23 protein-coding genes and 1 pseudogene are annotated in these 22,516 nt (G+C 68.9%); 15 read left to right on the forward strand and 9 right to left on the reverse strand.

What is annotated here, in order from left to right; all coding sequences use genetic code 11:
* Positions 1-167 precede the first annotated feature (167 nt).
* From LG3211_RS00150 to LG3211_RS00180, 7 genes are all read left to right on the forward strand, one after another.
* Complete coding sequence (locus tag LG3211_RS00150) at positions 168-698, forward strand: hypothetical protein (protein ID WP_148648672.1); 531 nt, start codon at positions 168-170, stop codon at positions 696-698.
* Entirely contained in the window at positions 695-1,330 is a 636-nt protein-coding gene (locus LG3211_RS00155) for a hypothetical protein (protein ID WP_057941069.1), read from the forward strand. The genes LG3211_RS00150 and LG3211_RS00155 overlap by 4 nt, the downstream gene beginning before the upstream one ends.
* A 52-nt stretch (positions 1,331-1,382) precedes the next feature.
* A complete protein-coding gene (locus LG3211_RS00160) occupies positions 1,383-2,150 on the forward strand; it encodes a hypothetical protein (protein ID WP_057941070.1) in 768 nt (255 codons plus the stop codon).
* Between the two features lie 58 nt (positions 2,151-2,208).
* The gene (locus LG3211_RS00165; protein WP_057941071.1) at positions 2,209-3,024 is read left to right on the forward strand and encodes a hypothetical protein; all 816 of its coding nucleotides are present in this window, start codon (positions 2,209-2,211) and stop codon (positions 3,022-3,024) included.
* 89 nt (positions 3,025-3,113) lie between these two features.
* Positions 3,114-3,842 (forward strand): C39 family peptidase, encoded by a 729-nt coding sequence (locus LG3211_RS00170; RefSeq protein WP_083512182.1) that lies wholly within the window; start codon positions 3,114-3,116, stop codon positions 3,840-3,842.
* 48 nt (positions 3,843-3,890) lie between these two features.
* On the forward strand, positions 3,891-4,646 hold the full coding sequence (locus tag LG3211_RS00175) for a hypothetical protein (protein ID WP_148648673.1): 756 nt from the start codon (positions 3,891-3,893) through the stop codon (positions 4,644-4,646).
* A gap of 33 nt (positions 4,647-4,679) precedes the next feature.
* Positions 4,680-6,029 (forward strand): transporter, encoded by a 1,350-nt coding sequence (locus LG3211_RS00180; protein ID WP_083512828.1) that lies wholly within the window; start codon positions 4,680-4,682, stop codon positions 6,027-6,029.
* Positions 6,030-6,113: 84 nt separating this feature from the next.
* Here LG3211_RS00180 and LG3211_RS26185 read toward each other — a convergent pair whose 3' ends face one another.
* Complete coding sequence (locus tag LG3211_RS26185; protein ID WP_187313104.1) at positions 6,114-6,263, reverse strand: hypothetical protein; 150 nt, start codon at positions 6,261-6,263, stop codon at positions 6,114-6,116.
* Between LG3211_RS26185 and LG3211_RS00185 the strand changes: the two genes are divergently transcribed.
* Positions 6,262-6,639, forward strand: coding sequence for a hypothetical protein (locus tag LG3211_RS00185; RefSeq protein ID WP_057941074.1), 378 nt, complete (start codon positions 6,262-6,264; stop codon positions 6,637-6,639). The two genes, LG3211_RS26185 and LG3211_RS00185, sit on opposite strands and share 2 nt — an antisense overlap.
* Here LG3211_RS00185 and LG3211_RS00190 read toward each other — a convergent pair.
* The 3 genes from LG3211_RS00190 to LG3211_RS00200 all read right to left on the reverse strand — a co-directional run bounded on the left by LG3211_RS00190 (position 6,636) and on the right by LG3211_RS00200 (position 10,275).
* Complete coding sequence (locus LG3211_RS00190) at positions 6,636-7,973, reverse strand: sigma-54 dependent transcriptional regulator (RefSeq protein ID WP_057945157.1); 1,338 nt, start codon at positions 7,971-7,973, stop codon at positions 6,636-6,638. The genes LG3211_RS00185 and LG3211_RS00190 overlap by 4 nt on opposite strands.
* 573 nt (positions 7,974-8,546) lie before the next feature.
* Entirely contained in the window at positions 8,547-9,602 is a 1,056-nt protein-coding gene (locus LG3211_RS00195) for a class 1 fructose-bisphosphatase (protein WP_057941075.1), read from the reverse strand.
* Between the two features lie 154 nt (positions 9,603-9,756).
* The gene (locus LG3211_RS00200) at positions 9,757-10,275 is read right to left on the reverse strand and encodes a hypothetical protein (RefSeq protein ID WP_057941076.1); all 519 of its coding nucleotides are present in this window, start codon (positions 10,273-10,275) and stop codon (positions 9,757-9,759) included.
* Between the two features lie 226 nt (positions 10,276-10,501).
* On the opposite strand from LG3211_RS00200, the gene LG3211_RS00205 reads away from it, so the two are divergent.
* Together LG3211_RS00205 and dinB are read left to right on the forward strand one after the other, a co-directional pair.
* Entirely contained in the window at positions 10,502-10,939 is a 438-nt protein-coding gene (locus LG3211_RS00205) for a hypothetical protein (RefSeq protein ID WP_057941077.1), read from the forward strand.
* Positions 10,940-11,115: 176 nt separating this feature from the next.
* Complete coding sequence (dinB, locus tag LG3211_RS00210) at positions 11,116-12,201, forward strand: DNA polymerase IV (protein WP_057945158.1); 1,086 nt, start codon at positions 11,116-11,118, stop codon at positions 12,199-12,201.
* Between the two features lie 508 nt (positions 12,202-12,709).
* Here dinB and LG3211_RS00220 read toward each other — a convergent pair.
* Positions 12,710-13,243 carry a GNAT family N-acetyltransferase gene (locus tag LG3211_RS00220; protein ID WP_187313105.1) on the reverse strand — a complete coding sequence of 178 codons (534 nt, stop codon included), beginning with the start codon at positions 13,241-13,243 and terminating at the stop codon, positions 12,710-12,712.
* A 256-nt stretch (positions 13,244-13,499) separates the two neighbouring features.
* Here LG3211_RS00220 and LG3211_RS00225 point away from each other — a divergent pair, with 256 nt between their 5' ends.
* The 5 genes from LG3211_RS00225 to LG3211_RS00245 all read left to right on the forward strand — a co-directional run bounded on the left by LG3211_RS00225 (position 13,500) and on the right by LG3211_RS00245 (position 18,495).
* The gene (locus LG3211_RS00225) at positions 13,500-14,165 is read left to right on the forward strand and encodes a response regulator transcription factor (protein ID WP_057941080.1); all 666 of its coding nucleotides are present in this window, start codon (positions 13,500-13,502) and stop codon (positions 14,163-14,165) included.
* Positions 14,162-15,709, forward strand: coding sequence for an ATP-binding protein (locus tag LG3211_RS00230; RefSeq protein WP_083512186.1), 1,548 nt, complete (start codon positions 14,162-14,164; stop codon positions 15,707-15,709). The genes LG3211_RS00225 and LG3211_RS00230 overlap by 4 nt, the downstream gene beginning before the upstream one ends.
* 128 nt (positions 15,710-15,837) lie before the next feature.
* On the forward strand, positions 15,838-16,443 hold the full coding sequence (locus LG3211_RS00235; RefSeq protein WP_057941081.1) for a hypothetical protein: 606 nt from the start codon (positions 15,838-15,840) through the stop codon (positions 16,441-16,443).
* Positions 16,444-16,460: 17 nt separating this feature from the next.
* Positions 16,461-17,705, forward strand: coding sequence for an NIPSNAP family protein (locus LG3211_RS00240; protein ID WP_148648674.1), 1,245 nt, complete (start codon positions 16,461-16,463; stop codon positions 17,703-17,705).
* Between the two features lie 94 nt (positions 17,706-17,799).
* Positions 17,800-18,495, forward strand: a complete 696-nt coding sequence (locus LG3211_RS00245; protein WP_057941083.1) for a helix-turn-helix transcriptional regulator — start codon at positions 17,800-17,802, stop codon at positions 18,493-18,495.
* Positions 18,496-18,962: 467 nt separating this feature from the next.
* Here the strand turns inward: LG3211_RS00245 and sigJ are convergent, their stop codons facing one another.
* From sigJ to LG3211_RS00265, 4 genes and pseudogenes are all read right to left on the reverse strand, one after another.
* The gene (gene sigJ, locus LG3211_RS00250) at positions 18,963-19,850 is read right to left on the reverse strand and encodes an RNA polymerase sigma factor SigJ (protein WP_057941084.1); all 888 of its coding nucleotides are present in this window, start codon (positions 19,848-19,850) and stop codon (positions 18,963-18,965) included.
* Positions 19,851-19,991: 141 nt separating this feature from the next.
* Positions 19,992-20,435 carry a carboxymuconolactone decarboxylase family protein gene (locus LG3211_RS00255; RefSeq protein ID WP_057941085.1) on the reverse strand — a complete coding sequence of 148 codons (444 nt, stop codon included), beginning with the start codon at positions 20,433-20,435 and terminating at the stop codon, positions 19,992-19,994.
* 156 nt (positions 20,436-20,591) lie between these two features.
* Positions 20,592-21,239 (reverse strand): response regulator transcription factor, encoded by a 648-nt coding sequence (locus LG3211_RS00260; protein WP_057941086.1) that lies wholly within the window; start codon positions 21,237-21,239, stop codon positions 20,592-20,594.
* Positions 21,236-22,487, reverse strand: a pseudogene (locus tag LG3211_RS00265) (sensor histidine kinase). Before LG3211_RS00265 ends, LG3211_RS00260 begins: the two are co-directional and overlap by 4 nt.
* Positions 22,488-22,516 lie beyond the last annotated feature (29 nt).

The raw sequence follows: 22,516 nt of genomic DNA on the forward strand, positions 1-22,516 counted from the left end.
CAACGTTTAGCGGCGGCCGCGCCGGCCACGCGCCGCTGTACTTCCTGAAATCTCTTTGAATTCATGGCCTTGCGAACTTGGCACGGCTTTCGCGTTAGCCCTGCTCGTCCGCCTCGATTGCCCCGATGCGGGCCCCGCGAGAGTCCCCTGCCCCGGAGTTCGCCGTCATGCCTCTGTTCGCCCCTGGTATTCCACACCGCCCCTGGTTGCGGGCCCTGAGTGTCGCCGCGGTCTGCATGGCGGCCGGACTCGCCCCCGTGGCGGCGGCGCAGGACCGCGATTCCGGCGAGCAGGACACCAACATCGTCATCGCTCGCACCGTCCACCCGCGCATCGCCTACCGCGCGCTGCCGGCGCAGGACAATCCGGTGCACACCCAGGCCACGGCGTTTCCCGGGCAGGTCTTCCACGGCACGCTGGAGCGTTCGCTGTCGCCGTTGCTGGGCGATGCCGAACTCGATCAGCACGGTTCCACCGGCCTGAGCCCGCTGCTCGCCGGCAACACCCTCAACGGATTGTTGGTGCCGGTCAGCGGCGCGGCCAATCCCATGCTCGGCCCGTCCGCGTCGACGGCGCCGATGGGCCCGACCGCCAGCGTCGGCGGCGCGGTCACCGCCGCGACCGCCGGCCTCGGCGATCGCATCACCGGCAGCGTAATGCAGGCGCTGGCGCCGCAACTGCAGGGGAGCGGGCGATGAACGCACGCCTGCGCTCGCTGCGCCTCACGCCGCTGTGGCTGGCCGCGTGCCTGCTCGCCACCGCGATCTCCACCGACAGCAACGCCCAATCGCCGAGCGGCCGCGATCGCGCCCACATCGGCGCGGCCGGCCGCGGCATCGACGGCCGCGTCGCGATCAACCAAAGCGCGGGCACCGGCAACACACAAGCCAATCTGGCCGCGATCGCGATCGCCCCCGACGGCCTGGCCCTCATCGAACAGCACGCGCGGCAACGCAGCGCGATCGGCGCGCAAGACCGGCGGCGCGAGGCGAGCGCGCGTATCGACGCGCAGGCCTTCGCCGGCCACGACGGATTGCTTTCGCTCAACCAGAGCGCAGGCGCCGGCAACGCGCAACTCAATTCCTTCGTGCTGGCGCAGGACGCGCAAACCGGCATCGCGCACATCGCCGGCGTCGACGACAACGCCCTGGCCGACGTGGCCGGCGCGCCGAGCATCGAAACCCAAAGCGCGCCCAGCCTGCGCGATGCGGCCATCGCCGACGACGCCTTCCGCGGCGGCCGGGGCGTGCTGCAACTCAATCAGACGGCGGGGACCGGCAACGCGTCGGTCAACGCCATCGTGCTCCAACTGCCCGGGGGCGTTCCATAAAAAAAGACGGCAGAACCCAAGCACTACTCAACCACCACCAGGAGAGAGAACCATGAAAGCGCAACTGACTCTGCTTGCCCTCGCGCTCGGCCTCGTCATCGCCGCGCCCGCCTACGCCGAAGGCGACGACGCCCAGATTCACAGCACCACCAGCATCGGCAACAACATCGATGTATCCGGCAAGGTGCGGGTGAAAGGCAAGATCCGCGTGGCGTCCGAATCGGCCGCGACCGTCGATCAGGACCAGACCACCGAAGGCAATGCCTCGCTCGGCGACGGCGACCACAGCGCCCGCCTCGGCGGCAACGCGTTGTCGGATGCGCAAGGCAACATCGGCGCCAACGTCGCCGCCGGCGTCGGCAACGTCCAGGCCAACGACACCGCGCTGTCGGCCGTGGACGGCGAGAAAGTCTTCGCCTCGGCCATGACCTTCAACAGCCAGAGCTCGGGCTTCAACTACGCCTACTCCAGCCAGCAGGACACCTACTACGACGCCACCCTCAACGGCGATGCGCTGTCGAACGCGAAGGGCAACATCGGCGTCAACGTCGCCGCCGGCGTCGGCAACGCGCAGAGCAATGCGATGGCCGCTTCGGTCAACAGCTCCGGCACGATCGCCAAGGCCGCCTCCGACAGCGAGCAGGACGCGTGGATGAACGAGCTGGCCGCGGCCTGCGACCTCGATACCTTCGCCACCCTGGCCGGCAACGCGCTGTCCGGCGCGCAGGGCAACATCGGCGCCAACGTCGCCGCCGGTGTCGGCAACCTGCAGCACAACGGCCTGTCGATCGCGACCGCGTCCTGCGGCAGCTGCCAGTAATGCGCACGCGGCCGCGGCGCAGGCCGCGGCCGTTCCGCGCTTCTAACGGAGAACGACCATGAAACTCCAATACACCGTGCTGGCGATCGCGCTGGCCGGCATCGTGGCCTTGCCGGCCTTCGCCGAAGGCGACGCCGCCGACATCCACAGCAACACCTACGTCGGCAATCACATCGACGTATCGGGCCGGGTCAAGGTTCGCGGCAAGATCAAGGTCGCGTCCGAATCGGCGGCGACGGTCGATCAGGACCAGACCACGCTGCTCAATCAATCGCTCGGCGACGGCGACCACGACGCCCATCTGGGCGGCGATGCGCTGTCGGACGCGCAGGGCAACATCGGCGCCAACGTCGCCGCCGGCGTCGGCAACGCCCAGGCCAACGACACCGCGCTGTCGGCGGTGGACGGCGAGAAAGTGTTCGCCTCGGCGATGGTGTTCGGCAGCCAGGCCTCGCTCGGCAACTTCGCCACCACCAACACCGACGACACGTACTACGACGCAACGCTCGACGGCAACGCGCTGTCGAACGCCAAGGGCAACATCGGCGTCAACGTCGCCGCCGGCGTCGGCAACGCGCAGGGCAACGGCATGGCCGCCTCGGTCAACAGCTCCGGCACCGTGGCGATCGCCACCTCCGACAGCGAACAGCTCTCGGTCGGCAATCTGCTCGACAGCGAAGGCCGGCGCATGAGCCTGGACCTGTACGCCTCGCTCGACGGCAATGCGCTGTCCGGCGCGCAAGGCAACATCGGCGTCAACGTCGCCTCGGGCATCGGCAACCTGCAGCACAACGGTCTGTCGATCGCGACCGCGTCCTGCGGCGCCTGCGCACCGCCGCCGCCGCCTCCGCCCTGCACCAGTTGCGGCGACTGAGTGTCCCCAGTCCCGCCTCCGCGATGACCGCGCGTCGGTCATCGCGGAGTTCGATCCATCCGCCCTGTTCCAACCCGAGCCCCGCCGCCATGTCGCCGATCCGCACCGCATTGCTCGCTGCCCTGACCGTCGCCGCCTTGTCCGGCGGCGCGCGCGCGCAGTCGGCTGAGGAACGCCGCACCGCGGTCGATGTCACCCGCCTCACCGGCAACGGCACTTCGCCGATCGTCAAGCCGATGCGCACGCTGCGCGATCTGCGTTATCGCGATCTGCTGCATCAGCGCTACGACTTCAGCTGCGGCTCGGCGGCGCTGGCCAGCCTGCTGCACTACGGCTACGGCCTTGAGGTCAGCGAGCCCGAGCTGATCAAGAAGATGATGATCGGCGTGGACCCGAACGAAGTCGTGCGCAACGGCTTCTCGATGCTGGACATGAAGCGCTACGTCGAAAGCATCGGCCTGCGCGCGCACGGCTTCCGCATAGACGCCGACGCCTTGTACCGCCTGCAGATGCCGGTGATCGCGCTGCTGGACCTGAAGGGCTATCGCCACTTCGTCGTGGTCAAGGGCGCGGCCGGCGGCCGCGTATTCGTCGCCGATCCCGCGCTGGGCCATCGGGTGATGCAGGAAGCCGACTTCGTGCGCGGCTGGAACGGCATCGTCCTGGCCGTGGTCTCCGATCAGCCGATGCGCACCGATTCCTACCTGGTCAACAACCGCAGCTCGCCGGCCTTGCAACGCCGTGTGGACGCGCTCGACCGCGCGACCGCGCCGCCGCGCGTGGTCGAGTTCGGTCTGGTGATCGCCGATCTGTTCTGACTTTCCGCGTCGCGAGCCGCGACGCATGCACTCGTTCCGAGGTGTCCGATGAACCGCCCATCACTCCCCCGTGCCCTGTTCTCGGCCCTCCTGGCAGCGGCGGCCGCGGCGCAACCCGCGGTCGCCCTGCCCCCTTTGCGCGCGGATCTGGTCGATGAAGCCACTCTGGCCAAGATCAGCGGCAAATACTTCGGCGCACAGATGCTGGTCGGTCTGCGCGTGGACGTCGTCTCCAGCTTGAACACGCCGCAGCAAGGCGCGGCAATGGCGAGCGGCTCGCTGCTGGTGCAACGCGACGGCGCCGGCTTCGCGGTGTCGGTCGATGCGCGCAGCCACGCCGAAGCCGGCAGCGGCGGCGCATTGCCGACCAACAGCAGCGCGAGCGGCGCGGATGCGGTGCAGGTGCGCGGCATCGGCCAGATCGCGCAGATCGCCGGCGACGGCAATCGCCTGTCCAATCTGACCTCGATCGGTTTCGTCGATCAGGCCCAGGCCAACACCGACGCCAGCGGTTTCAACGGCCAAAGCCGGAGCGCCGCGAGCGCCGGCACGATGCAGGCGCGAGTGACTTTCCTCGACGGCGGCGTGCAGGTGGGCATCGAAGGGCCGGGCGCGTCGATACAGCAGCGCCTGGCTGCCGGCGCGCAAGGCGGCATCGCCCAGCTTGGCCGCATCGCCGGCAACGGCATGGATGCCGGCAACCGATTGCAGCTGCAGATCGTCACCGCGGCGATGACGCCGCAACTGAGCCGGCAACTCGGCCTGCAGCAGGCGCTCGACAGCCTGCGCGCGCTGCCTCGCTGAATTCACCTTCCTCTTGTCATGGACGCCAGGATCATGCGCGCCGCTCACGCACCGCTTTACCTCGCCCTCGCCCTCGCGCTGGCCCTGAGCGCGCCCGCGCGCGCGGCCGACGACGGCGGCGAGGCCATCGAACAACAGCGCGCGCAGTTCAAATCGCTGCACCAGCGCATGCTCGACATGAGCCGCGAGCTGGACGCGCAGAAGGCCGAAATCCAGCAACTGCGCGATCAGCTCGGCGACCTGCAACTGACCCAGCGTGGCCGCGGCCTGTCCGCGCCGGACGGTCCGCAGCAGGAACTGGTCGGCCAGGACGCGCGCGACGTCGCCGAACAGGCCAAGCGCAAGGCCGCCGCCACCGCGGCCAGCGACCAGGATCGCGACGCGCCGGTGCAGGTCGGCCAGACCCAGCGCGCCGAGGACGCGCAACGCCGCGAGCAGGAAAAAGCCCTGGTGGTGCGCGAACACGCGCCCTTGTTCGAGCGCAAGTTCACCCTCGATACCGGCCTGAGCTACAGCTACTACGACCGCCGCCAACTCGCGCTCAGCGGCTTTCTGGCCCTGGACGCGATCTTCCTGGGCAGCATCAACCTCGATCAGACCAAGGCCAGCGTCGCCACCTTCGAACTCAGCGGCCGCTACGGCCTCACCGACCGCATCAGCGTCGAAGCCAGCCTGCCGTACGTGTACCGCGACTCGCGCTTCGTCAGCGGCGGCGCCGGCGGCGCGTCCAGCGTGGTCAGCGAAGTGCGCATGCGTTCGCAGGGCGTGGGCGACGCCAGCGTCGCGGCGTACTACCAGTGGGTGAAGGAATCGCAGCGCTGGCCCGACATCGTCACCAGCCTGCGCGTGCGCGCGCCTACCGGACGCGATCCGTTCGGCCTGAAGCTGATCCAGCCCGACGGCGACAACAACAACCTCAACATCCCCGAGAACCTGCCGACCGGCTCGGGCGTGTGGGCGGCGACGGTCAACGTCTCGGCGCTGCGCACCTACGATCCGGTGATCCTGTTCGGCAACGTCGGCTACACCTACAACCAGCCGACGAACTTCGGCGACATCTCGCCAGTGGCCGAGCAGATCTCGCCGGCGCGGGTCGAACTGGGCAACGCGATCCAGCTCAGCGGCGGCCTGGCCATCGCGCTGAACGATCGCTCGGCGGTGAGCTTCTCGGTCGCCACGTCGGTGACCGGCGCGACCCACATCACCGCGCCGGGCGGCAGCAAGCGCCGCGTCCCGGGCAGCTCCAGCAATTCGACCACCCTGAACATCGGCGCGAGCTACGTGCTGCCCTCGGGCTGGACCATCAACGGCCAACTGGCCGCCGGCCTCACTCCGGACGCGCCGAATTTCGTGTTTTCGATGCGCGGTTCGAAGTCCTTCTGAGCCGCGCGGCGATTCAAGCTTTCAGCGCAACGGCGTCGCACGACGCCCCACGCCGGGGCGGAGGCCCGATCTCCGCCCCGTTTTTTATGTGACGCGCGCTTGCAGCGATTTCAATTGCAATTGCGTGGCGCTTCGCCGCGGCGCCAGAATCGCGCCACTCACGATCGCGATATCGGGAAGCACCGCCGATGAACCATTGGTTTGTTCCTGCATCGGCAGCGTGGGCGCGGTCATGAACCTGCATTGGCGTTTGTTCGTTCCGACCAAGACCGAACCGGCGGCGCGCAAGCTCGCGGCGAGGCATTTCCGCCGCGCCCAGGTCGAAGTGTCTGCGTTGACGGTCGCGCCGTACGAAAAGGGCGGCTACAAGATCCAGGCGCGCAGAGAGCACGCGACCGCATCGTGGTCCGACAGCGTGGTGGCGGCGATCGCCCTGGCCCAGCGCACCGGTCTTGGCTGGAGCCTCAATGGCCTGATCATCGATGAGCTGGCGCTGTGGAGCACACAGGCTTCGACCCCGGGCATCGATGCGATCGAAGTGGTCGTGCACCGGATCGAACCGGCGAGGACGGAGGCCGCGGACGAACCGGGCGACCCGGCGACGGCTTAAGCCGTGCGCACGGCGTCGTCGTCGATCTCTTCTTCGCCGCCGCGCATGCCCAGCCGCTGCATCAACCGATACAAGGTCACCCGCGACACGCCCAGCTCGCGCGCCGATTCGCCCAGGCGCCGGCGATTGCGGTGCAAGGCGCGTTCGATGGCTTCGCGCGTGGCCAGATCGCGGGCTTCTTCCAGGGTCATCGGCACGCCGTCGGCGGCATCGTCGATGTGCAGGTCGGCGGCGGTGATGTAGCGGCCTTCGGCCATGACCACGGCCTGGCGCACGCGGTTGATCAGTTCGCGCACGTTGCCCGGCCACGGATGCCGGTGCATGGCCTGGCGCGCGCACGGCGAGAAACCCTTGATGCCGCGCGAGGTTTCCTGCGCATAACGTTGCAGGGCGTGGTCGGCGATCAGGTCGATGTCGCCGCCGCGTTCGCGCAGCGGCGGCTGTTGCAGGCGCAGCACGCACAGGCGGTGGAACAGGTCGGCGCGGAAGCGGCCGTCGGCGATGGCCTGATCGAGATCGTGATGGGTGGCCGAGACGATGCGCACATCCACCGGGATCTGTTCGTGCCCGCCCAGGCGCTCGATCGAGCCTTGCTGCAGGAACCGCAGCAGCGAGGCCTGGCTCTCCATCGGCAGGTCGCCGATTTCGTCCAGGAACAAGGTGCCGCCGTTGGCCATCTCGATCCGGCCGAGCTTGCGTTGCTGCGCGCCGGTGAAGGCGCCGCGCTCGTAGCCGAACAATTCCGACTGCACCAGGTTGTGCGGGATCGCGCCGCAGTTGATGGCGATGAACGGATTGCGGCTGCGATGCGACTGCCGGTGCACGGCCATCGCCGCCAGTTCCTTGCCGGTGCCGGTCTCGCCGGCGATGAACACCGGCGCGTCGGTGGAGGCGGCCTTGTGCAGGCCGCGGCACAGCGCGCGGATGGCTTCGCTTTCGCCGATCATGCCGTCCACGCCGCCGCTGCACAGCACGTCGGCGCTGCCGGCGCCGCAGGCCAGCGCGGCCATGCCGTAGGCGTGGCCGATCACCGTGTGCAGCACCGCTTCCGGGCAGGGCAGGGTGACGTAGTCGTAGCAGTAGTCGCGGATCAGCCGGCGCGCGGGTTCGTCGTCGAGCTGGGCCGAGGCGACGCCGGCGATCCAGCCGGCGTTCTGCGCGGCCAGGGCGGGGCCGAGTTCTTCCAGGTCGCGCGCGTCGAAGCCTTCGCGCAGATCGATCAGCACCGCATGCGGCAGGCGCGGGCTGGACTGCAGTTGCCGCAGCGCGGCGCGCGCGTCGGGCGCGCGGCGCAGGGTCCAGCCCAGGTTCTGCAGCGGGGCGAGCGCATGCATGCGTCCGGCGCCGCCGGGACTGAGGTAGATGAGTTCGCGCGCACCGTCGCCGCGCGCGGCAACGACCCGCGCGGACGCAGGATGCGTTGCGGAGCGACTCCCCAAGTCGCCACGGATGCCGTTGGCCATAGCTGTATTCCCCGCCGGCGCAAGGCGCCTGCAATTACCGCAAGTAATTACTCCAACGCAGAGTCCGGCGAAAGGCGGTCACCGACGGCCGGTAGGCCGGGCTTGCTGCGTTTATGCGGGCGGCTTGGCGGGGTGCAAGAAACGAGCCACGGAATTGTTTCGATCTAACCGCGGTCACACACAGCATACGGCGAAGAATGTTGGCGAAGACGGGACGCGCGAAAGCACGCGCTGCGACGACATCTTCACCGCAGCGCACGAAGCCCACGGCGCTGCGCGGCGCTCAGAGCCATGCCCGCGCCGTCCTCGTCGCTGGAACCATGTCGGATATTTACTTCGCGCCCGTCGCGGACATCACCCACGCACCCTCACCGCCGCGCGAACCACGTCCCAGGCCGGCGGGAAAAAAGGCGGCGGAACCGGCCCGGTCCCGCCGCCCGTGGATCACGCCTGCTCGGCGTCGAACTCATGGTGATAGCGCACCGCGGTCTCGACCTCGGCCTTGCTGCCCAGGAACACCGGCACGCGCATGTGCAGGCCGGTGGGCTGCACTTCCAGCAGGCGCTGGCGGCCGGTGCTGGCGGCGCCGCCGGCCTGTTCCACCAGGAAACTCATCGGGTTGGCTTCGTACATCAGCCGCAGCTTGCCGCCCTGCGCCTCGCACTTGGCGTCGAGCGGATAGCTGAAGATGCCGCCGCGGGTCAGGATGCGGTGCACGTCGGCGACCATCGAGGCCACCCAGCGCATGTTGAAGTCCTTGCCGCGCGGGCCTTCCTTGCCGGCCAGCAGATCGGTCACGTAGGCCTGCATCGGCGGCTGCCAGTGGCGCTGGTTGGACATGTTGACCGCGAATTCCTTCGTGTCGTCCGGGATCTGCATGCCGCGCGTGGTCAGCACGAAACTGCCGACTTCGCGATCGAGCGTGAACGCGTGGGTGCCGTTGCCGATGGTCAGCACCAGCATGGTGCTGGGGCCGTAGGTGGTGTAGCCGGCGCAGACCTGCTCGGTGCCGGGCTGCAGGAAGTCCTTGTCCTGCGCCTGGGTCACGCCTTCGGGCGCGCGCAGCACCGAGAAGATGGTGCCGACCGAGATGTTGACGTCGATGTTGGACGAACCGTCGAGGGGATCGAACAGCAGCAGGTAGTTGCCGCGCGGGTAGACGTCGGGGATGGGATGCGAGGTGTCCATTTCCTCCGAGGCCAGGCCGGCGAGGTGGCCGCCCCAGGCGTTGGCTTCCAGCAGGATTTCGTTGCTGAGCACGTCGAGCTTCTTCTGCGCCTCGCCCTGGATGTTCATGCTGGCCGCGCCGGGCGTGCCGGCATCGCCGAGCACACCGCCCAGGGCGCCCTTGCCGACCGCGATGGAGATCGTCTTGCAGGCGCGGGCGACGACTTCGATCAGCAGGCGCAGGTCGGGATTGATGCGCCCGGCGCGCTGTTCCTCGATCAGGTAGCGGGTCAGGGAGATGGAGGTGTTGCTGGGGCTCAGGACGGAGGACATGGGCTCGGGGCAGTGGCGGCGAGGGGCGCCATTGTCGCCGATGCGGGTGACCGGACGCAGACCGCCGGCGCGTGCGCATTCAGTTTTTGCGCGCTGGATCGGGGTTCGGCGACGGGCAGGGCGGGGCCGGAGCCCGGGTGGCGCGCGGGTTCGCTCAGTTCTCCGCCGCCCGCGCGCGTTCGCTCAGATGGATCGAATCGGCCTCGCGGCGCAGATGCCGCTCGGTCACGCCGAAGGCCTGCGCGACCTCGCGCTGGCTGCGCCCGGCGCGCACCGCGGCGCGGATGGCGACCCGGCGCAGGCCGACGAACACGCCCCAGGCCGAGGGGATCTCGATGGTGCCGGCGGCGCTGGCGCGGTCGAGCAGGCGCCGGTGGGTGGCCGGGTCCAGCGGCACTTCGAGCCGGTCCGAACAGGCGAGGCGGTCGCGCGGCAGATACAGCCGGCGCCCGCCGTGGCGCAGCACCAGCCGCAGCATCGCATCGAACCCGCTCAGGCCGGCGACCTCGGCCGCGACCCAGGGCAGCGAGGCCAGCACGGCCACGCGATGGTCTTCGCAGAACCGGCACAGCGAGTCGAAGTCGTCCGTGTCCGGCGGCGGCAGTCCGGTGAAGCACGGATGCGCGGCGATGGCGGCGGCGGCGGGGGGCTGCAGACGAAGTTCGGAAGTCATGCCCGGCAGAACGCGGCGCTGCGAGGAACGTGAATGGCGCGACCGCATCCAAGCTTGCATGCACGGACCGACCCGCGCCGGATGCGCGCAAGCAAACGCGCAAGCCGCGGCAAAGCGCGAGCGAACCGGCATCGGCGCCTGCGCGCGCGGTCCCCATGGCGAAAACGCGGAACCAAGGCGTTTCATCGTCGCGACGCGGCATTCCGCCGTGCACAGGAGCGCAGCGATGCCTTACACCCTTACTCCGGCCGGCAATGCGCTGGCGATCGCCGAACGCCAATGGGCCGCGGCCGCCAACGTCGCAAGCGCAGGCGACGACACCCAGCCCACCATCCAGTTCACCGGTTTCTCCTCGTGCATCGGCATCGCCGCGCGCAACAACGACGGCACCGATGTGATCGGCATCCATCTGGCGATCGACGCCGCCGACGGCACCCGATTCAGCGGTGGCGACGTCGCCACCGTCATCAACGTGCTGCAAGCCTGGGACTACGATCCGCTGACAACGATGGTGATCGGCCAGATCTCGACCTGGCAGGGCACGATTCCGGCGGCCTTCGACCAACTCATCGCCGCGCTCGGCAATCCGCGCCAGTTCGCCTACGGCGACGGCGTTTACGGCGCCGGCTTGAACGATGCCAATGTGTTGATGCCGACGTTCTGAAGATCGCCCGCGGGTCGCGCTTGTGCGAGTGGATGCCCGCCTGCGTGCGGTGGCGCGCGCAGAGCATCCGCGGCGCACGTCACTGCAGGCCGACGGCGCGTCCGGGCTACTATGCGCCGTCGCCCCGCCACCAGCGTACCGTGTCCGTTTCCAGCCGCAAGATCCTGCATGTCGATATGGACGCGTTCTACGCGTCGGTCGAACAGCGCGACGATCCGGCGCTGCGCGGGCAACCGGTGGTGGTGGCCTGGCGCGGCTCGCGGTCGGTGGTGTGCGCGGCCAGTTACGAGGCGCGCAAGTTCGGCGTGCGCTCGGCGATGCCGGCGGTACGCGCCGAGCGCCTGTGCCCGCATGCGGTGTTCGTGCCGCCGGATTTCGTGCGCTACAAGGCAGCGTCGCGACAGGTGCGTGAGATCTTCGAGCGGCATACCGATCTGATCGAACCGCTGTCGCTGGACGAAGCCTATCTGGACGTCACCGCGACCAAGACCGGCCTGCCTTCGGCGACCGCGACCGCGCAAGCCATCCGCGACGCGATCCGCGAGGAAACCCGGCTGACCGCGTCGGCCGGTGTGGCGCCGAACAAATTCGTGGCCAAGATCGCGTCGGACTGGAACAAGCCCGACGGCCTGTTCGTGGTCAAGCCGCATCAGGTCGAAGCGTTCCTGGCGCCGTTGCCGGTCGGGCGCCTGCCCGGCGTGGGCAAGGTGATGGAAGCCAAGCTGGCCGAACTGGGCGTGCAGCGCGTCACCGATCTGCGCGCGCTGGGCGCGTTGGCGCTGGAGCAGCGCTTCGGCCGCTGGGGCCGGCGTCTGCACGAACTGGCCTACGGCATCGACGACCACCCGGTCGAGCCGTCGCGACCGACGCTGCAGATTTCCTCCGAAGACACCTTCGAACGCGACCTGCCGTTGAGCGAGGTGGAAGCCGACCTACGCGCGCTGGCCGCCAAGACCTGGGCCGGTTATCAGCGCGAACTGCAGCGCAATCCCGGGCGGATCGCGCGCACCGTGGTGCTCAAGCTCAAGACCGCGGATTTCCGCATTCTCACCCGCAGCCTGACGCCGCCGCACCCGCCGGCCAGCGAAGCCGAACTCGCCGACCTGGCCTGCGGCCTGCGCGCGCGGGTGGAGTTGCCGGCATCGACCTTGTATCGGCTGGTCGGCGTGGGCGTATCGGGTTTCGTCGAGGAAGACGAAGCGATCGCGCAGTCGGATCTGTTCGACGGCGGGGCGGTGGATGAGGTGTTGGAGGGGAGGTGAGGGGATGCGGTGCGAGACTTTTGCGCCATCGCCATCGCCATCGCCATCGCCATCGCCATCGCCATCGCCATCGCCATCGCCATCGCCCAGACCGTCATTCCCGCGAAGGCCGGAATCCAGAGCCTTAAGCGCCATCTCCCCAGACCGTCATTCCCGCGAAGCAGGGAATCCAGAGCCTTTAGCGCCATCCTTCCAATCCGTCATTCCCGCGAACGCGGGAATCCAGCGACTTTCGTGCAGGTCACGGCAAAGACACTGGATTCCCGCGTTCGCGGGAATGACGGTAGGTAAGAATGCGTAGCGCTGAGTAAACGGCGCGAAATACGAAGTGCGAAATACGAAGTGCGAAATACGAAGTGCGAAATACGAAGTGCGAAGTGTGGATTGCGGATTGCGGATTGCGAAGTGAGAATACGAAGCGTGAAGTGAGGAGCGAGGAATACGAGCTACGCAATACATCCTGAAAAAAATCCAACTCCACCTTCCCACTCCATTACGCACCCCAACATCACCCAGCCACCACCTCACTCTCCGTCCGCACCACATACTTGACCGCCTCCACCCGCACCGCGCGCAGCGGCGCATCCAACTCGCGCGCCGCCTCGCTCCAGGCCGGCGACTGGCATTGCAGATTCAAACAACCAAAACGCTGCGCCGCGTCCAAGGCATGCCGCAGCAACTCGGTCTCCACGCCACGCCCGCGCCAGGCCGAGCGCAGGTAGGGATCGTCCAACTGCAGGCAATACGCGCGCTCCAACATCGAAAACCCGGCGGTCGCGCTGGCGTAGCCGATCACCTCGCCATCGACCTCGGCCAGCCAGGCCCAGGCGCCGAACGGCGGCTCGAACAGGACTTCCATCAACTCCAGCGCATCCGTGCGCGGCGGGCCGTAGGGACGGCGCTCCAGCGCGCGGCTGTCGGCATGCTCATCGCACAGCGCGATCAGCGTGGGCGCATCGGCGGGCAGCACCGGGCGCACGGTCAGGACGACGGATCCGCGCTCGGCGGGAGCGCTTGGGGTCGCGGCAAGCTGGGATTTCATCGCGGGGTTCCGGTTTAGGGGGACGGAGGGGACATCGCGGCCGGGTGCGGCCATTGCCTGAACCGCCGCGCGCCGTGGCGGCCGCGACGGGCGTAGCATCCTCGCCAACGGTGTCTGCAACAAAGCGCGGGCAGCGGACATGACGGGGCGCCACGGGAAGTCAGAGCGGATCGTGCGCGCCGGCGTTTAAGAAGTTTTTAATCGTGCCGGCGCAGCCTGAGTCCTGGCGATGCGGCCAAATGACGCAAGACGAGGCATGAAAATCCTGCTGGTGGAAGACGACGTGATGCTGGCCGAGGCCGTGCGCGCGGGACTGACGGACGACGGCTGGCGCGTGGAATGGGTCGGCGACGCGCCGCAGGCCAAGACCGCGCTGGTCGATCACGACTTCGACGCGGTCGTGCTCGACGTCGGCCTGCCCGGCGGCTCCGGCCTGGGCGTGCTGAGCACCCTGCGTAACCGCTACGACGCCACCCCGGTGCTGATCGTGACCGCGCGCGACAAGCTCAGCGAACGCATCGCCGGCCTGGATGCCGGCGCCGACGACTACATCGTCAAACCCTTCCAGTTCGACGAACTGTGCGCGCGCCTGCGCGCGGTGATGCGGCGCAGCCAGGGCCGGGTTTCGCCGGTGCTCAGCTGCGGCACGGTGGTGCTGGACCCGGCGCGGCGTCTGGTCACCCGCGACGGCGAGCCGGTCGCGCTGAGCGGGCATGAATTCCGCACCCTGATGCTGTTGCTCGAACGCCAGGGCCGCGCGGTCACCCGCGAGCAGCTCGAAGAAGCGGTGTACGGCAGCTCCGGCACCATCGAAAGCAACACCATCGCGGTGTACGTGCACCAGCTGCGGCGCAAGCTCGGCGAGCAACTGATCGTGACCGTGCACGGCTACGGCTACCGCATCGGCGGCGGTCCGGCATGAGCGCCCTCGACGGCCGCAACGGCGCCTCGCCGGCGCACGCCGCGCAGGACGAATCCGCCGGCGGTCGCAACGGCCGCGACCACGACGAACGCCGCCAGCGCTGGCACGATCACGAACAGCGCCGGCGCGAATGGCAGCAGCGCTGCGGCCATCGCGAATCCTTCGCCGGCGGCCGTTCGCTGCGCTGGAAGCTGACCTGGGTGCTGATCAAGACCGTGCTGCTGGCGTGGTTCGTGTGGTTGGCGTGCCAGGTCTGGCAACTCAGCCGCGAACACTCCGGCATGCTCGACAACTCGCTGCGCGAGATCGCCGAACAAGTGCTGGCGTCGATGCCCGAAGGCCTGGAGCGGCTGCCCTCGCGCGATCCCAAGCGCGCCACCGAACCGGTCGCGGCCGATCGCAAGATGAGCTTCCAGGTCTGGGCGCAGGGCCGCAACGTGGTGTATTCCGCGGCCGCGCCGCTGCAACCGCTCAATCCCACCTTCAAGGACGGTTTCGCCCGCCGCCTCATCGGCGGCGAGCCGTGGCAGGTGTATACGCTCACCGATCACCGCCGCGGCCTGATCGTGCAGGTCGGGCGCAGCAAGCAGATGGCGATCCAGGAGCTGCAGGGCTGGATCGCCGGCAGCCTGCTCGCGGCCGGCCTGATCCTGATGTTGTTCGGCCTGGCGACGTGGAAGGTCATCGGCCGTTCGCTGCGTCCGATCACGGCCCTGCGCGAAATCCTGCAGCAACGCCCGCCGCTGGATCTCACCCCGCTGCCGACCCAGGCGCTGCCGTCGGAATTCCGGCCGCTGGTGGACGCCTTCAACAATCAGCTCGAACGCGTCGATGCCGCGGTCCAGCACGAGCGCCGCTTCATCTCCGACGCCGCGCACGAACTGCGCACGCCGCTGGCGGTGTTGAGCACGCACGCCGAACTGGCCTTGCGCGCGACCACCCTGGAAGAGAAGAACGCCGCGCTGGTGCGCCTCAACGCCGGCGTGCAGCGCAGCGCGCGCTTGTCCGAGCAATTGCTGGATCTGGCGCGGCTGGATGCGGGCGAGGAATCGGTGCGGCTCAAGCCGCTGGATCTGTCGGACCTGATCGTGCTGGTGATCCGCGATTTCGAAACCCTCGCGCGCGAGCGCCGCCAGCGCATCAGCCTGCGCGCCGAGCCCGCGCGCCTGCTCGGCGATGTCGATCAGCTCGGCATCCTGCTGCGCAATCTGATCGACAACGCGGTGCGCCACGCCGGCGCCGAGGGCCAGGTCGCGGTGACCTGCGCGGTGCACAGCAGCGGCGCGGTGGTGCTCAGCGTCGCCGACAGCGGCTGCGGCGTTTCGCCGGAGGATTGCGACCGCATCTTCGACCGCTTCTACCGCGCGCCGGGCAGCCCCGACGGCGGCAGCGGCATCGGCCTGTCGCTGGTCGCGCGCATCGCCCAGACCCACGGCGCCCGCATCGAATGCGGCCCGGGCCTGGAGCGCGCGAGCGACGATCCGCGCGGGCCCGGCCGCGGGTTCGAGGTGCGGGTGCAGTTCCCGCTCGCGCCGGCGGGCTGAGGGCGCGCCAAACCCGGGTATCCCGCGATTGCGCTTTCGTCCCGCGCCGTCGCCCTGCTGACAGCAGGCTGGCAGCAGCCCGGGCCCATCGTGTCGGTGTGCGATCGGCACGGTGACGGGAGCGGGCATTGGATACCACGGACGTGGACAAGCAACGGCGGACGATGCTGCGCCTGGGCGCCGCCGCGCCACTGGCGGCGCTGGCCGGCGCGCTGCCGGCGGAACCTGCGCCGCCGCGCGCCGCGCTCAAGGCGCCCGAATCCGCCGTGGCCGACGGCCGCCACGATTTCGACTTCTATCACGGCCGTTGGCAGGTCAAGAACCGTCGCCTGGCCAAGCGCCTGGCCGGCAGCCGCGACTGGATCGAATTCGACGCCACCGACGAATGCCACCCCGTGCTCGGCGGCCTGGGCAGCGTCGATCATTACCTCACCGACTGGAACGGCGGCATCGAAGGCTTCGCCCTGCGCCTGTACCGGCCGCAGACCGGGCAATGGCATGTGTACTGGGCCAGCGACCGCGACGGCGTGCTCGAAGCGCCGCTGATCGGTGGCTTCCGCGACGGCGTGGGCGTGTTCGAAGGCCAGGAACTGCACGAAGGCGCGATGCTGCCCTCGCGCGCGCTGTGGACCGACATCCGCGCCGACAGCGTGCGCTGGGAGCAGGCGCTGTCGCCCGACGGCGGCAAGAGCTGGGAAACCAACTGGGTCATGCACATGACCCGTCTGCCATGAACACGCCGGTGACGCCCATGAACGCTACCCCCGCGGCCGCCGACGGCCGCCACGACTTCGACTTCCTGCACGGCCGCTGGCAGGTGCACAACGAACGCCTGCGCCAGCGCCTGAGCGGCAGCGACGACTGGGAGATTTTTCGCGCCCGGCAGACCTGCGAGCCGGTGCTCGGCGGGCTCGGCAACGTCGATGCATTTCTCAGCGATTGGCATCGGCCGGGCATGGCCGACACCTTCCAGGGCATGACCTTGCGCCTGTTCAATCTCGAACATCGCCACTGGAGCATCTGGTGGGCCGGCAGCCACGACGGCGTGCTGGAGCCGCCGGTGGTCGGCGTCTTCGAACAGGGCGTGGGCAGCTTCAACGGCGAACTCGAACACGAAGGCCGGCCGGTGCAGGCGCGTTTCATCTGGAGCGACATCAGCGCCAACACCGCGCATTGGCACCAGGAATTCTCCGCCGACGGCGGCCGGACCTGGGAAACCAACTGGCATATGTGGATGCATCGCAGCGACGAGCACGGCCGCCTGCTGCACGAGGACACGACGATCGAACTGCGCCAGTACCGCATGAATCCCGGGCGCCGAGACGACATGATCGACTTGTTCGAGCGCGAATTCATCGAATCGCAGGAAGCCGTGGGCATGCACTTGATCGGCCAGTTCCGCGATCTCGACGATGCCGACCGCTACACCTGGATGCGTGGCTTCCCCGGTCACGCCCTGCGCGCGGCTTCGCTCGCCGCCTTCTATTCCGGCCCGACCTGGCGGCGCCATCGCGACGCGGCCAACGCCACCTTGCTCGACAACGACGACGTGTTGATGCTCAAGCCGGCGCGGCCGGGCTCGGGCTTCGCGCCGGCCGCGCGCGCGCGCGAACCGGTGGGCAGCCGCGAACAGTCGGGCGAGGTGGTGATCGCCGGCATCTGCGCCTTGAACGCGCCGGCGCAGGACGGATTCCTGGCGCGCTTCGAACGCGAGTTCGCGCCCTTGCTCGGCGAAGGCGGCGCGCAGTGGCTCGCGACCTACGTCGGCGACCCCTCGCCGAACGGCTACCCGCGCCTGCCGGTGCGCGAGGGCGAACACGTGCTGGTGTGGTTCGTGCGTTATCCCGACGAAGCGGCGCAGCGCGAACACGCGGCGCGTCTGGACACCGATCCGCGCTGGCGCGCGGCGCTGGCCGAGGCGTTGCTCGGCGAGCTCAAGCAGGCGCCGCAGCGCTTGCGGCTGTCGCCGACGGCGCGTTCGGAACTGCGGGCGTGATAACGCCGGGCCGGGCCCGCCGCGACCTGTGGCGGCCGTCGCGCGCCGGCCCGCGCGCGCTTGAGCGCGAAGGCGCGGCGCGGGATCATGCCGCATGCGCCGCGCCGACCGACTGTTCCTGCTGATCCATGCCCTGCGCGGCCGCCGCCAAGCGATCACCGCCCAGCAGTTGGCGCAGACGCTGGAAGTGTCGCTGCGCACGGTCTACCGCGATGTCGCCGACCTGCAGCGTTCCGGCGTGCCGATCGAGGGCGAGGCCGGGGTCGGCTATCTGCTGCGCAAGGGCGCGGACATCCCGCCGCTGATGTTCAATCCCGACGAGCTCGAAGCCCTGGTGGTCGGCAGCCGTTTCGTGCGCGCTTTCGGCGGCGAGCGCCTGGGGCGCAGCGCCACCGCGGCGCTGTTGAAGATCGAGGCGGTGCTGCCGCCGGAATTGCGCGATCGCAGCGCGCGCACGCGCATCTTCGCGCCGGAGCTGGAAAATCGCATCGAGGCCAGTGGGCTGATCGATGTGCTGTACGGCGCGGTCCAGGGGCGGCAACTGCTGAAGTTGACCTATCGCGACGGCGAGGCGCGCGCGAGCGAACGCGAGATCGAGCCGCTGTGTTTGTCGTTCTGGGGCGGCAGCTGGACTTTGGGCGCGTGGTGCCGGCTGCGAGAGGACTACCGCAGCTTCCGGCCGGATCGGATCGTCGCGCATGTGGTGACGGGGGAGACGTTCGCCGACAGTCGTGAGCGTGGGTTGGATGGGTATCTGCGTTCGGTGGGGGCGCAGGGGTTGGAGCGATAGCGTCAATTCGCGCCCCTTTGGAAAACGGGCTGCGCGTTGCGTTGGTATGAAGTCGGGAGGAAGCGGCTCGCGCGGGGGATTTGCGCGGCGCGCGGTGGAAAGCAAATCCCCCCTAGCCCCCCTTTTTCAAAGGGGGGAACAGCTTTGCGGCGCGATAGTTGGCCCCCTTTGAAAAAGGGGGCGGCGCGTTGCGTTGGTACGAAGTCGGGAAGATGTGGCTCGCGCGGGGGATTTGCGTGGTGCGCGGTGAAAAGCAAATCCCCCCCTAGCCCCCCTTTTTCAAAGGGGGGAACAGCTTTGCGGCGCGATAGTTTGCCCCTTTGAAAAAGGGGGCGGCGCGTTGCGTTGGTATGAAGTCGGGAGGATGCGGCTCGCGCGGGGGATTTGCGCGGCGCGCGGTGAAAAGCGAATCCCCCTAACCCCCCTTTTTCAAAGGGGGGAACAGCTTGGGGGCGCGTCGATCGCCCTCAACGAATCTTCACCGCCTCCAACCGAGCCAGCTTGTCCGGATTGCGCATGATGTAGATATCGCGCAATCGATCGTCCTCGTCGTAGCCGAAGCTCATTGCCGCTTCGATGCGGCCCTCGCGCTCCAGGATCACGCCGCGCGAGCCGTTGAGATCGACGAACATCCAGCGATCTTCGCGACAGGCCGGATGCAGCACCGATTCGATGAAGCCCAGCACCGCGTCGCGCCCATGCAACGCGCGCGCCACCGCGCTGACCTTGCCGCCGCCGTCGGCGTGCAGGGCGATCTGTTCCGACAGCAATGCCGCCAGCGGCGCGGTGCGGCCTTCGACCAGCGCGGTCTCGAACGCGCTCAGCAGGCGGTCCTGCTGTTCGGCCGGGGTGACGTGACGCACCTTGGCCTGCTCGACGTTGCTGCGCGCGCGCTGCACCAGCTTGCGGCAGGCGGCTTCCTCGATGTCGAGAATGCGCGCCACGTCGGCGTACGGTTGATCGAAGATTTCATGCAGCAGATACGCCGCGCGCTCCTTCGGCGTGAGCCGCTCCAGCAACAGCAGGAACGCGGTCGATAGCGAGGAAGCCAGCGACAGTTGCTCCTCCGGTTGGCCGGTGGTTTCGGCGTGGATGGGCTCGGGCAACCAGTCGCCGACGTAATCCACGCGGGTGCGATGGGCCGAGCGCAGCAGGTCGATGCAACGGCGCGTGCACGCGGTGGTCAGCCACGCGCCCGGGTTGTCGATGCCGGCGCGATCGGCGGCCTGCCATTTCAGGAACGTGTCCTGCACCGCGTCTTCGGCGTCGGCGCGCGAGCCGAGAATGCGATAGGCCAGGCCGGTCAGCATCGGCGCGGTCTGGGCGAACAAACGGTTGTCTTCGGCGGCGGTCATGGCGATGGGATTGCGAGGGGGCAAAAATGCGAGGCAGATGATAGCCGGGCGCGCGGCGCTGCCGGTCACCAGAACCTTGCGATGACGCAGTGTTCCGGCGGGCGATGGCGGCACGCGCGCGCGCCGCCATCCGCGCGCGACTCAGTGTTTGGACACCTGCAGCCGGTTCCACAGATTGATCATCGCGATCGCCGCGGTCATCGTCGCGATCTGCCGCTCTTGGTAATGCGCGCGCAACTCGGCGCGCAGCGGCGCGTAGTCGGCGGCGGCGTCGAGCGTGGTCAGCGCTTCGGTCCAGGCCAGCGCGGCGCGTTCGGCGGCGCTGAAGTCGCCGGCGTGGCGCCACACCACCAGCCGGTCCAGGCGGTCGTTGGTTTCGCCGTCGGCGCGCGCTTCGCGCGTATGCATCTTCACGCAGTACGCGCAGCCGTTGATCTGCGAGGCGCGCAGCTTGATCAGGTGATAGATCGCCGGCGGCAGCTTTTCTTCGTCGGCCAGGTTCTTGATCGCCGATTCCACGCCGCCCAGCTGGGTCAGCAGTTGGGGGAGTTCGCGTTCGTACTTGACCGGGGCGGTGTCGCTCATGGGGGCATCCTCTCAGAGGGTGAAGTGTCTATACCCTGTTCGACGATCCAGGCCTGCGAGCCGTGACATGTCCTGCGAAAAAAGTCCCCGCGGCCGGCGTCGGACCGCCGCAAACCTAGGCGGGGCGGGGATTGCGGAGCAACCGTTCCGGTTGTCTCAGATGACCCGCAAGGTAATCGCCTTGAGCACCGCCCGGGTGCGATCGCGCGTATCGAGCTTTTCCAGGATCACCGAGACATAGTTCTTGACCGTGCCCTCGGCCAGGAACATCGCCCGCGCGATTTCCTTGTTCGAATAACCGCCGGCCATCAGCCGCAGCACCGACACCTCGCGTTCGGTGAACAGCGCGCGCGGCGCGTCGTCGGCGTGATAGCGGTAGCGCGCGCGCACCGGCTCGGTGCTGACCGGCTGCAGCAGGGTTTCGCCGGCGGCGACGCGCACGATCGCCTCGCGCAGGTCTTCCGGCGCCGCGTCCTTGAGCAGGAACCCCTGCGCGCCGGCTTCGGCCGCGCGCAGCAGCAGATCGCTGTCGTCGAAGGTGGTCAGCAGCAGCACCGGCGTGCGGTCGCCGCGCTCGCGCAGTTTCGTCAACGCGTCGATGCCGTCCAGGCCGGGCATGCGGATATCGCTGAGCACCACATCGACCGGGCTCTGCGCCAGGCCGTCGAGCAGCGCTTGGCCGTCGTCGGCCTCGAAGACGATGTGCAGGCCCAGGCGTTCGAGCAGGGCGCGCAGACCGGCGCGCACCAGCATCTGATCGTCGGCCAGGGCCAGCCGCAGCGGCGCCTTGGGCTGCGCGCTCATGCCGGCCTCGCAGGGTTCAGGGGAAAGCTCGCGTCGATGCGCATCGCGCCGTGCCGGTTGCGGGAAAGCGCCAGGGTACCGCCGGCGGCGTCGATGCGTTCGCGCATCCCGGCCAGGCCGTTGCCCTCGCGCAGCGGGCCGCGCGCCTGGCCGTCGTCTTCGATCCGCATCCGCAATGTCGCGCCGTCGCGGCGAATGTCCACGGCGACGCGCTCGGCCTCGGCATGGCGCGCGCTGTTGGTCAGCGCTTCCTGGACCACGCGCAGCAAGGTTTCGGCCAGCGCCGGGTCGGTCAGATGGATGTCGGCGTCGATGGTCAGATCCAGCGCCGGCTTGGGCATCGGCGCGGCCAGCGCGCGCAAGGCGGTGGCCAGATCGAGACCCCGCGCATCCCGCAGCGCCTGGACCACGCCGCGGATGTCGCCGAGCAATTCGCCGGCCAGTTGCTGAGCCAATTGCACTTCGCGGCGCTCGGCGAGGTCGGGCTCGGCCGCCAGCGCGCGCAGGTTCAACATCATCGCGGTGAGCTTGTGCCCGGCCACGTCGTGCAGCTCGCGCGCCATGCGCAGGCGCTCGGCGTCGCGCGCGCTGTCGGCGAGCAGGGCGCGCGTGGCGAGCAGGTCGGCGTTGACCAGGGCGAGGCGGTCGCGGGTCTGCTCGGCGTTGCGCGCGTAGTGGGCGATCAGCGCGGCGAAGGATTCGAAGCCGGCGAAGATCACCGTGATCACCAGCGGCGCGGGGCTGCCGCCGTAGAGCAGGATCAGGTACAGGGCGAGGTTGATCGCCAACGCCAGCGCGATCAGCACGCGCGGCGGATACGCCGTGGTCATGTGCGCGATCAGCACCACCAGCAGCGCCGGCGCGGCGCCGCCGCGCGAGGCGAACCAGCACACCGTCAGCGCGCTGGCGGTTTCCAGCGCGAACAGCGCCGCGCGCCAGGACCGGTGGCGCTCGGGCAGCAGATCGTGAGCGAGGAAACTCGCCGCGAAGGTCAACATCGACAGCCACAGGATCGGCGCGTCGCGGTCGCCGGCGTAGCGCAGCGACAGCGCGACCGCCAGCCAGGTCAGCAGGGCCGGCAGGTTCATCGGTTGCAGCACGGTCCTGCGCAGCAGCGTGGTCATGACCGGCATGCTGCGGCGCGGCCGCGGCGCTGGCAATGCTTGCGCGGCAGAAAGTGACTTCCGGCAGGTGCCGGCGAGGCGATGCAGGGCCCGTGTCCTGCGGCGCGGAAGCACATCGGCGGATAAAACGAAAGTGTCTACAGTTGCCGCATC

Source organism: Lysobacter gummosus (assembly GCF_001442805.1).
In the GTDB taxonomy this organism is placed as follows: Bacteria; Pseudomonadota; Gammaproteobacteria; order Xanthomonadales; family Xanthomonadaceae; genus Lysobacter; species Lysobacter gummosus.

Bases quoted from the DNA above. Each gene is read 5' to 3' on its own strand.
- LG3211_RS00200 (WP_057941076.1), bottom strand. From the start codon at position 10,275: ATGACTTCCGAACTTCGTCTGCAGCCCCCCGCCGCCGCCGCCATCGCC.
- LG3211_RS00230 (WP_083512186.1), top strand. From the start codon at position 14,162: ATGAGCGCCCTCGACGGCCGCAACGGCGCCTCGCCGGCGCACGCCGCG.
- sigJ (WP_057941084.1), bottom strand. From the start codon at position 19,850: ATGACCGCCGCCGAAGACAACCGTTTGTTCGCCCAGACCGCGCCGATG.
- LG3211_RS26185 (WP_187313104.1), bottom strand. From the start codon at position 6,263: ATGACCGCGCCCACGCTGCCGATGCAGGAACAAACCAATGGTTCATCG.
- LG3211_RS00175 (WP_148648673.1), top strand. From the start codon at position 3,891: ATGAACCGCCCATCACTCCCCCGTGCCCTGTTCTCGGCCCTCCTGGCA.
- LG3211_RS00220 (WP_187313105.1), bottom strand. From the start codon at position 13,243: ATGAAATCCCAGCTTGCCGCGACCCCAAGCGCTCCCGCCGAGCGCGGA.
- LG3211_RS00165 (WP_057941071.1), top strand. From the start codon at position 2,209: ATGAAACTCCAATACACCGTGCTGGCGATCGCGCTGGCCGGCATCGTG.
- LG3211_RS00155 (WP_057941069.1), top strand. From the start codon at position 695: ATGAACGCACGCCTGCGCTCGCTGCGCCTCACGCCGCTGTGGCTGGCC.
- LG3211_RS00185 (WP_057941074.1), top strand. From the start codon at position 6,262: ATGAACCTGCATTGGCGTTTGTTCGTTCCGACCAAGACCGAACCGGCG.
- LG3211_RS00245 (WP_057941083.1), top strand. From the start codon at position 17,800: ATGCGCCGCGCCGACCGACTGTTCCTGCTGATCCATGCCCTGCGCGGC.
- LG3211_RS00170 (WP_083512182.1), top strand. From the start codon at position 3,114: ATGTCGCCGATCCGCACCGCATTGCTCGCTGCCCTGACCGTCGCCGCC.
- LG3211_RS00160 (WP_057941070.1), top strand. From the start codon at position 1,383: ATGAAAGCGCAACTGACTCTGCTTGCCCTCGCGCTCGGCCTCGTCATC.
- LG3211_RS00260 (WP_057941086.1), bottom strand. From the start codon at position 21,239: ATGAGCGCGCAGCCCAAGGCGCCGCTGCGGCTGGCCCTGGCCGACGAT.
- dinB (WP_057945158.1), top strand. From the start codon at position 11,116: ATGGACGCGTTCTACGCGTCGGTCGAACAGCGCGACGATCCGGCGCTG.
- LG3211_RS00240 (WP_148648674.1), top strand. From the start codon at position 16,461: ATGAACGCTACCCCCGCGGCCGCCGACGGCCGCCACGACTTCGACTTC.
- LG3211_RS00190 (WP_057945157.1), bottom strand. From the start codon at position 7,973: ATGCATGCGCTCGCCCCGCTGCAGAACCTGGGCTGGACCCTGCGCCGC.
- LG3211_RS00180 (WP_083512828.1), top strand. From the start codon at position 4,680: ATGCGCGCCGCTCACGCACCGCTTTACCTCGCCCTCGCCCTCGCGCTG.
- LG3211_RS00255 (WP_057941085.1), bottom strand. From the start codon at position 20,435: ATGAGCGACACCGCCCCGGTCAAGTACGAACGCGAACTCCCCCAACTG.
- LG3211_RS00205 (WP_057941077.1), top strand. From the start codon at position 10,502: ATGCCTTACACCCTTACTCCGGCCGGCAATGCGCTGGCGATCGCCGAA.
- LG3211_RS00150 (WP_148648672.1), top strand. From the start codon at position 168: ATGCCTCTGTTCGCCCCTGGTATTCCACACCGCCCCTGGTTGCGGGCC.
- LG3211_RS00195 (WP_057941075.1), bottom strand. From the start codon at position 9,602: ATGTCCTCCGTCCTGAGCCCCAGCAACACCTCCATCTCCCTGACCCGC.
- LG3211_RS00225 (WP_057941080.1), top strand. From the start codon at position 13,500: ATGAAAATCCTGCTGGTGGAAGACGACGTGATGCTGGCCGAGGCCGTG.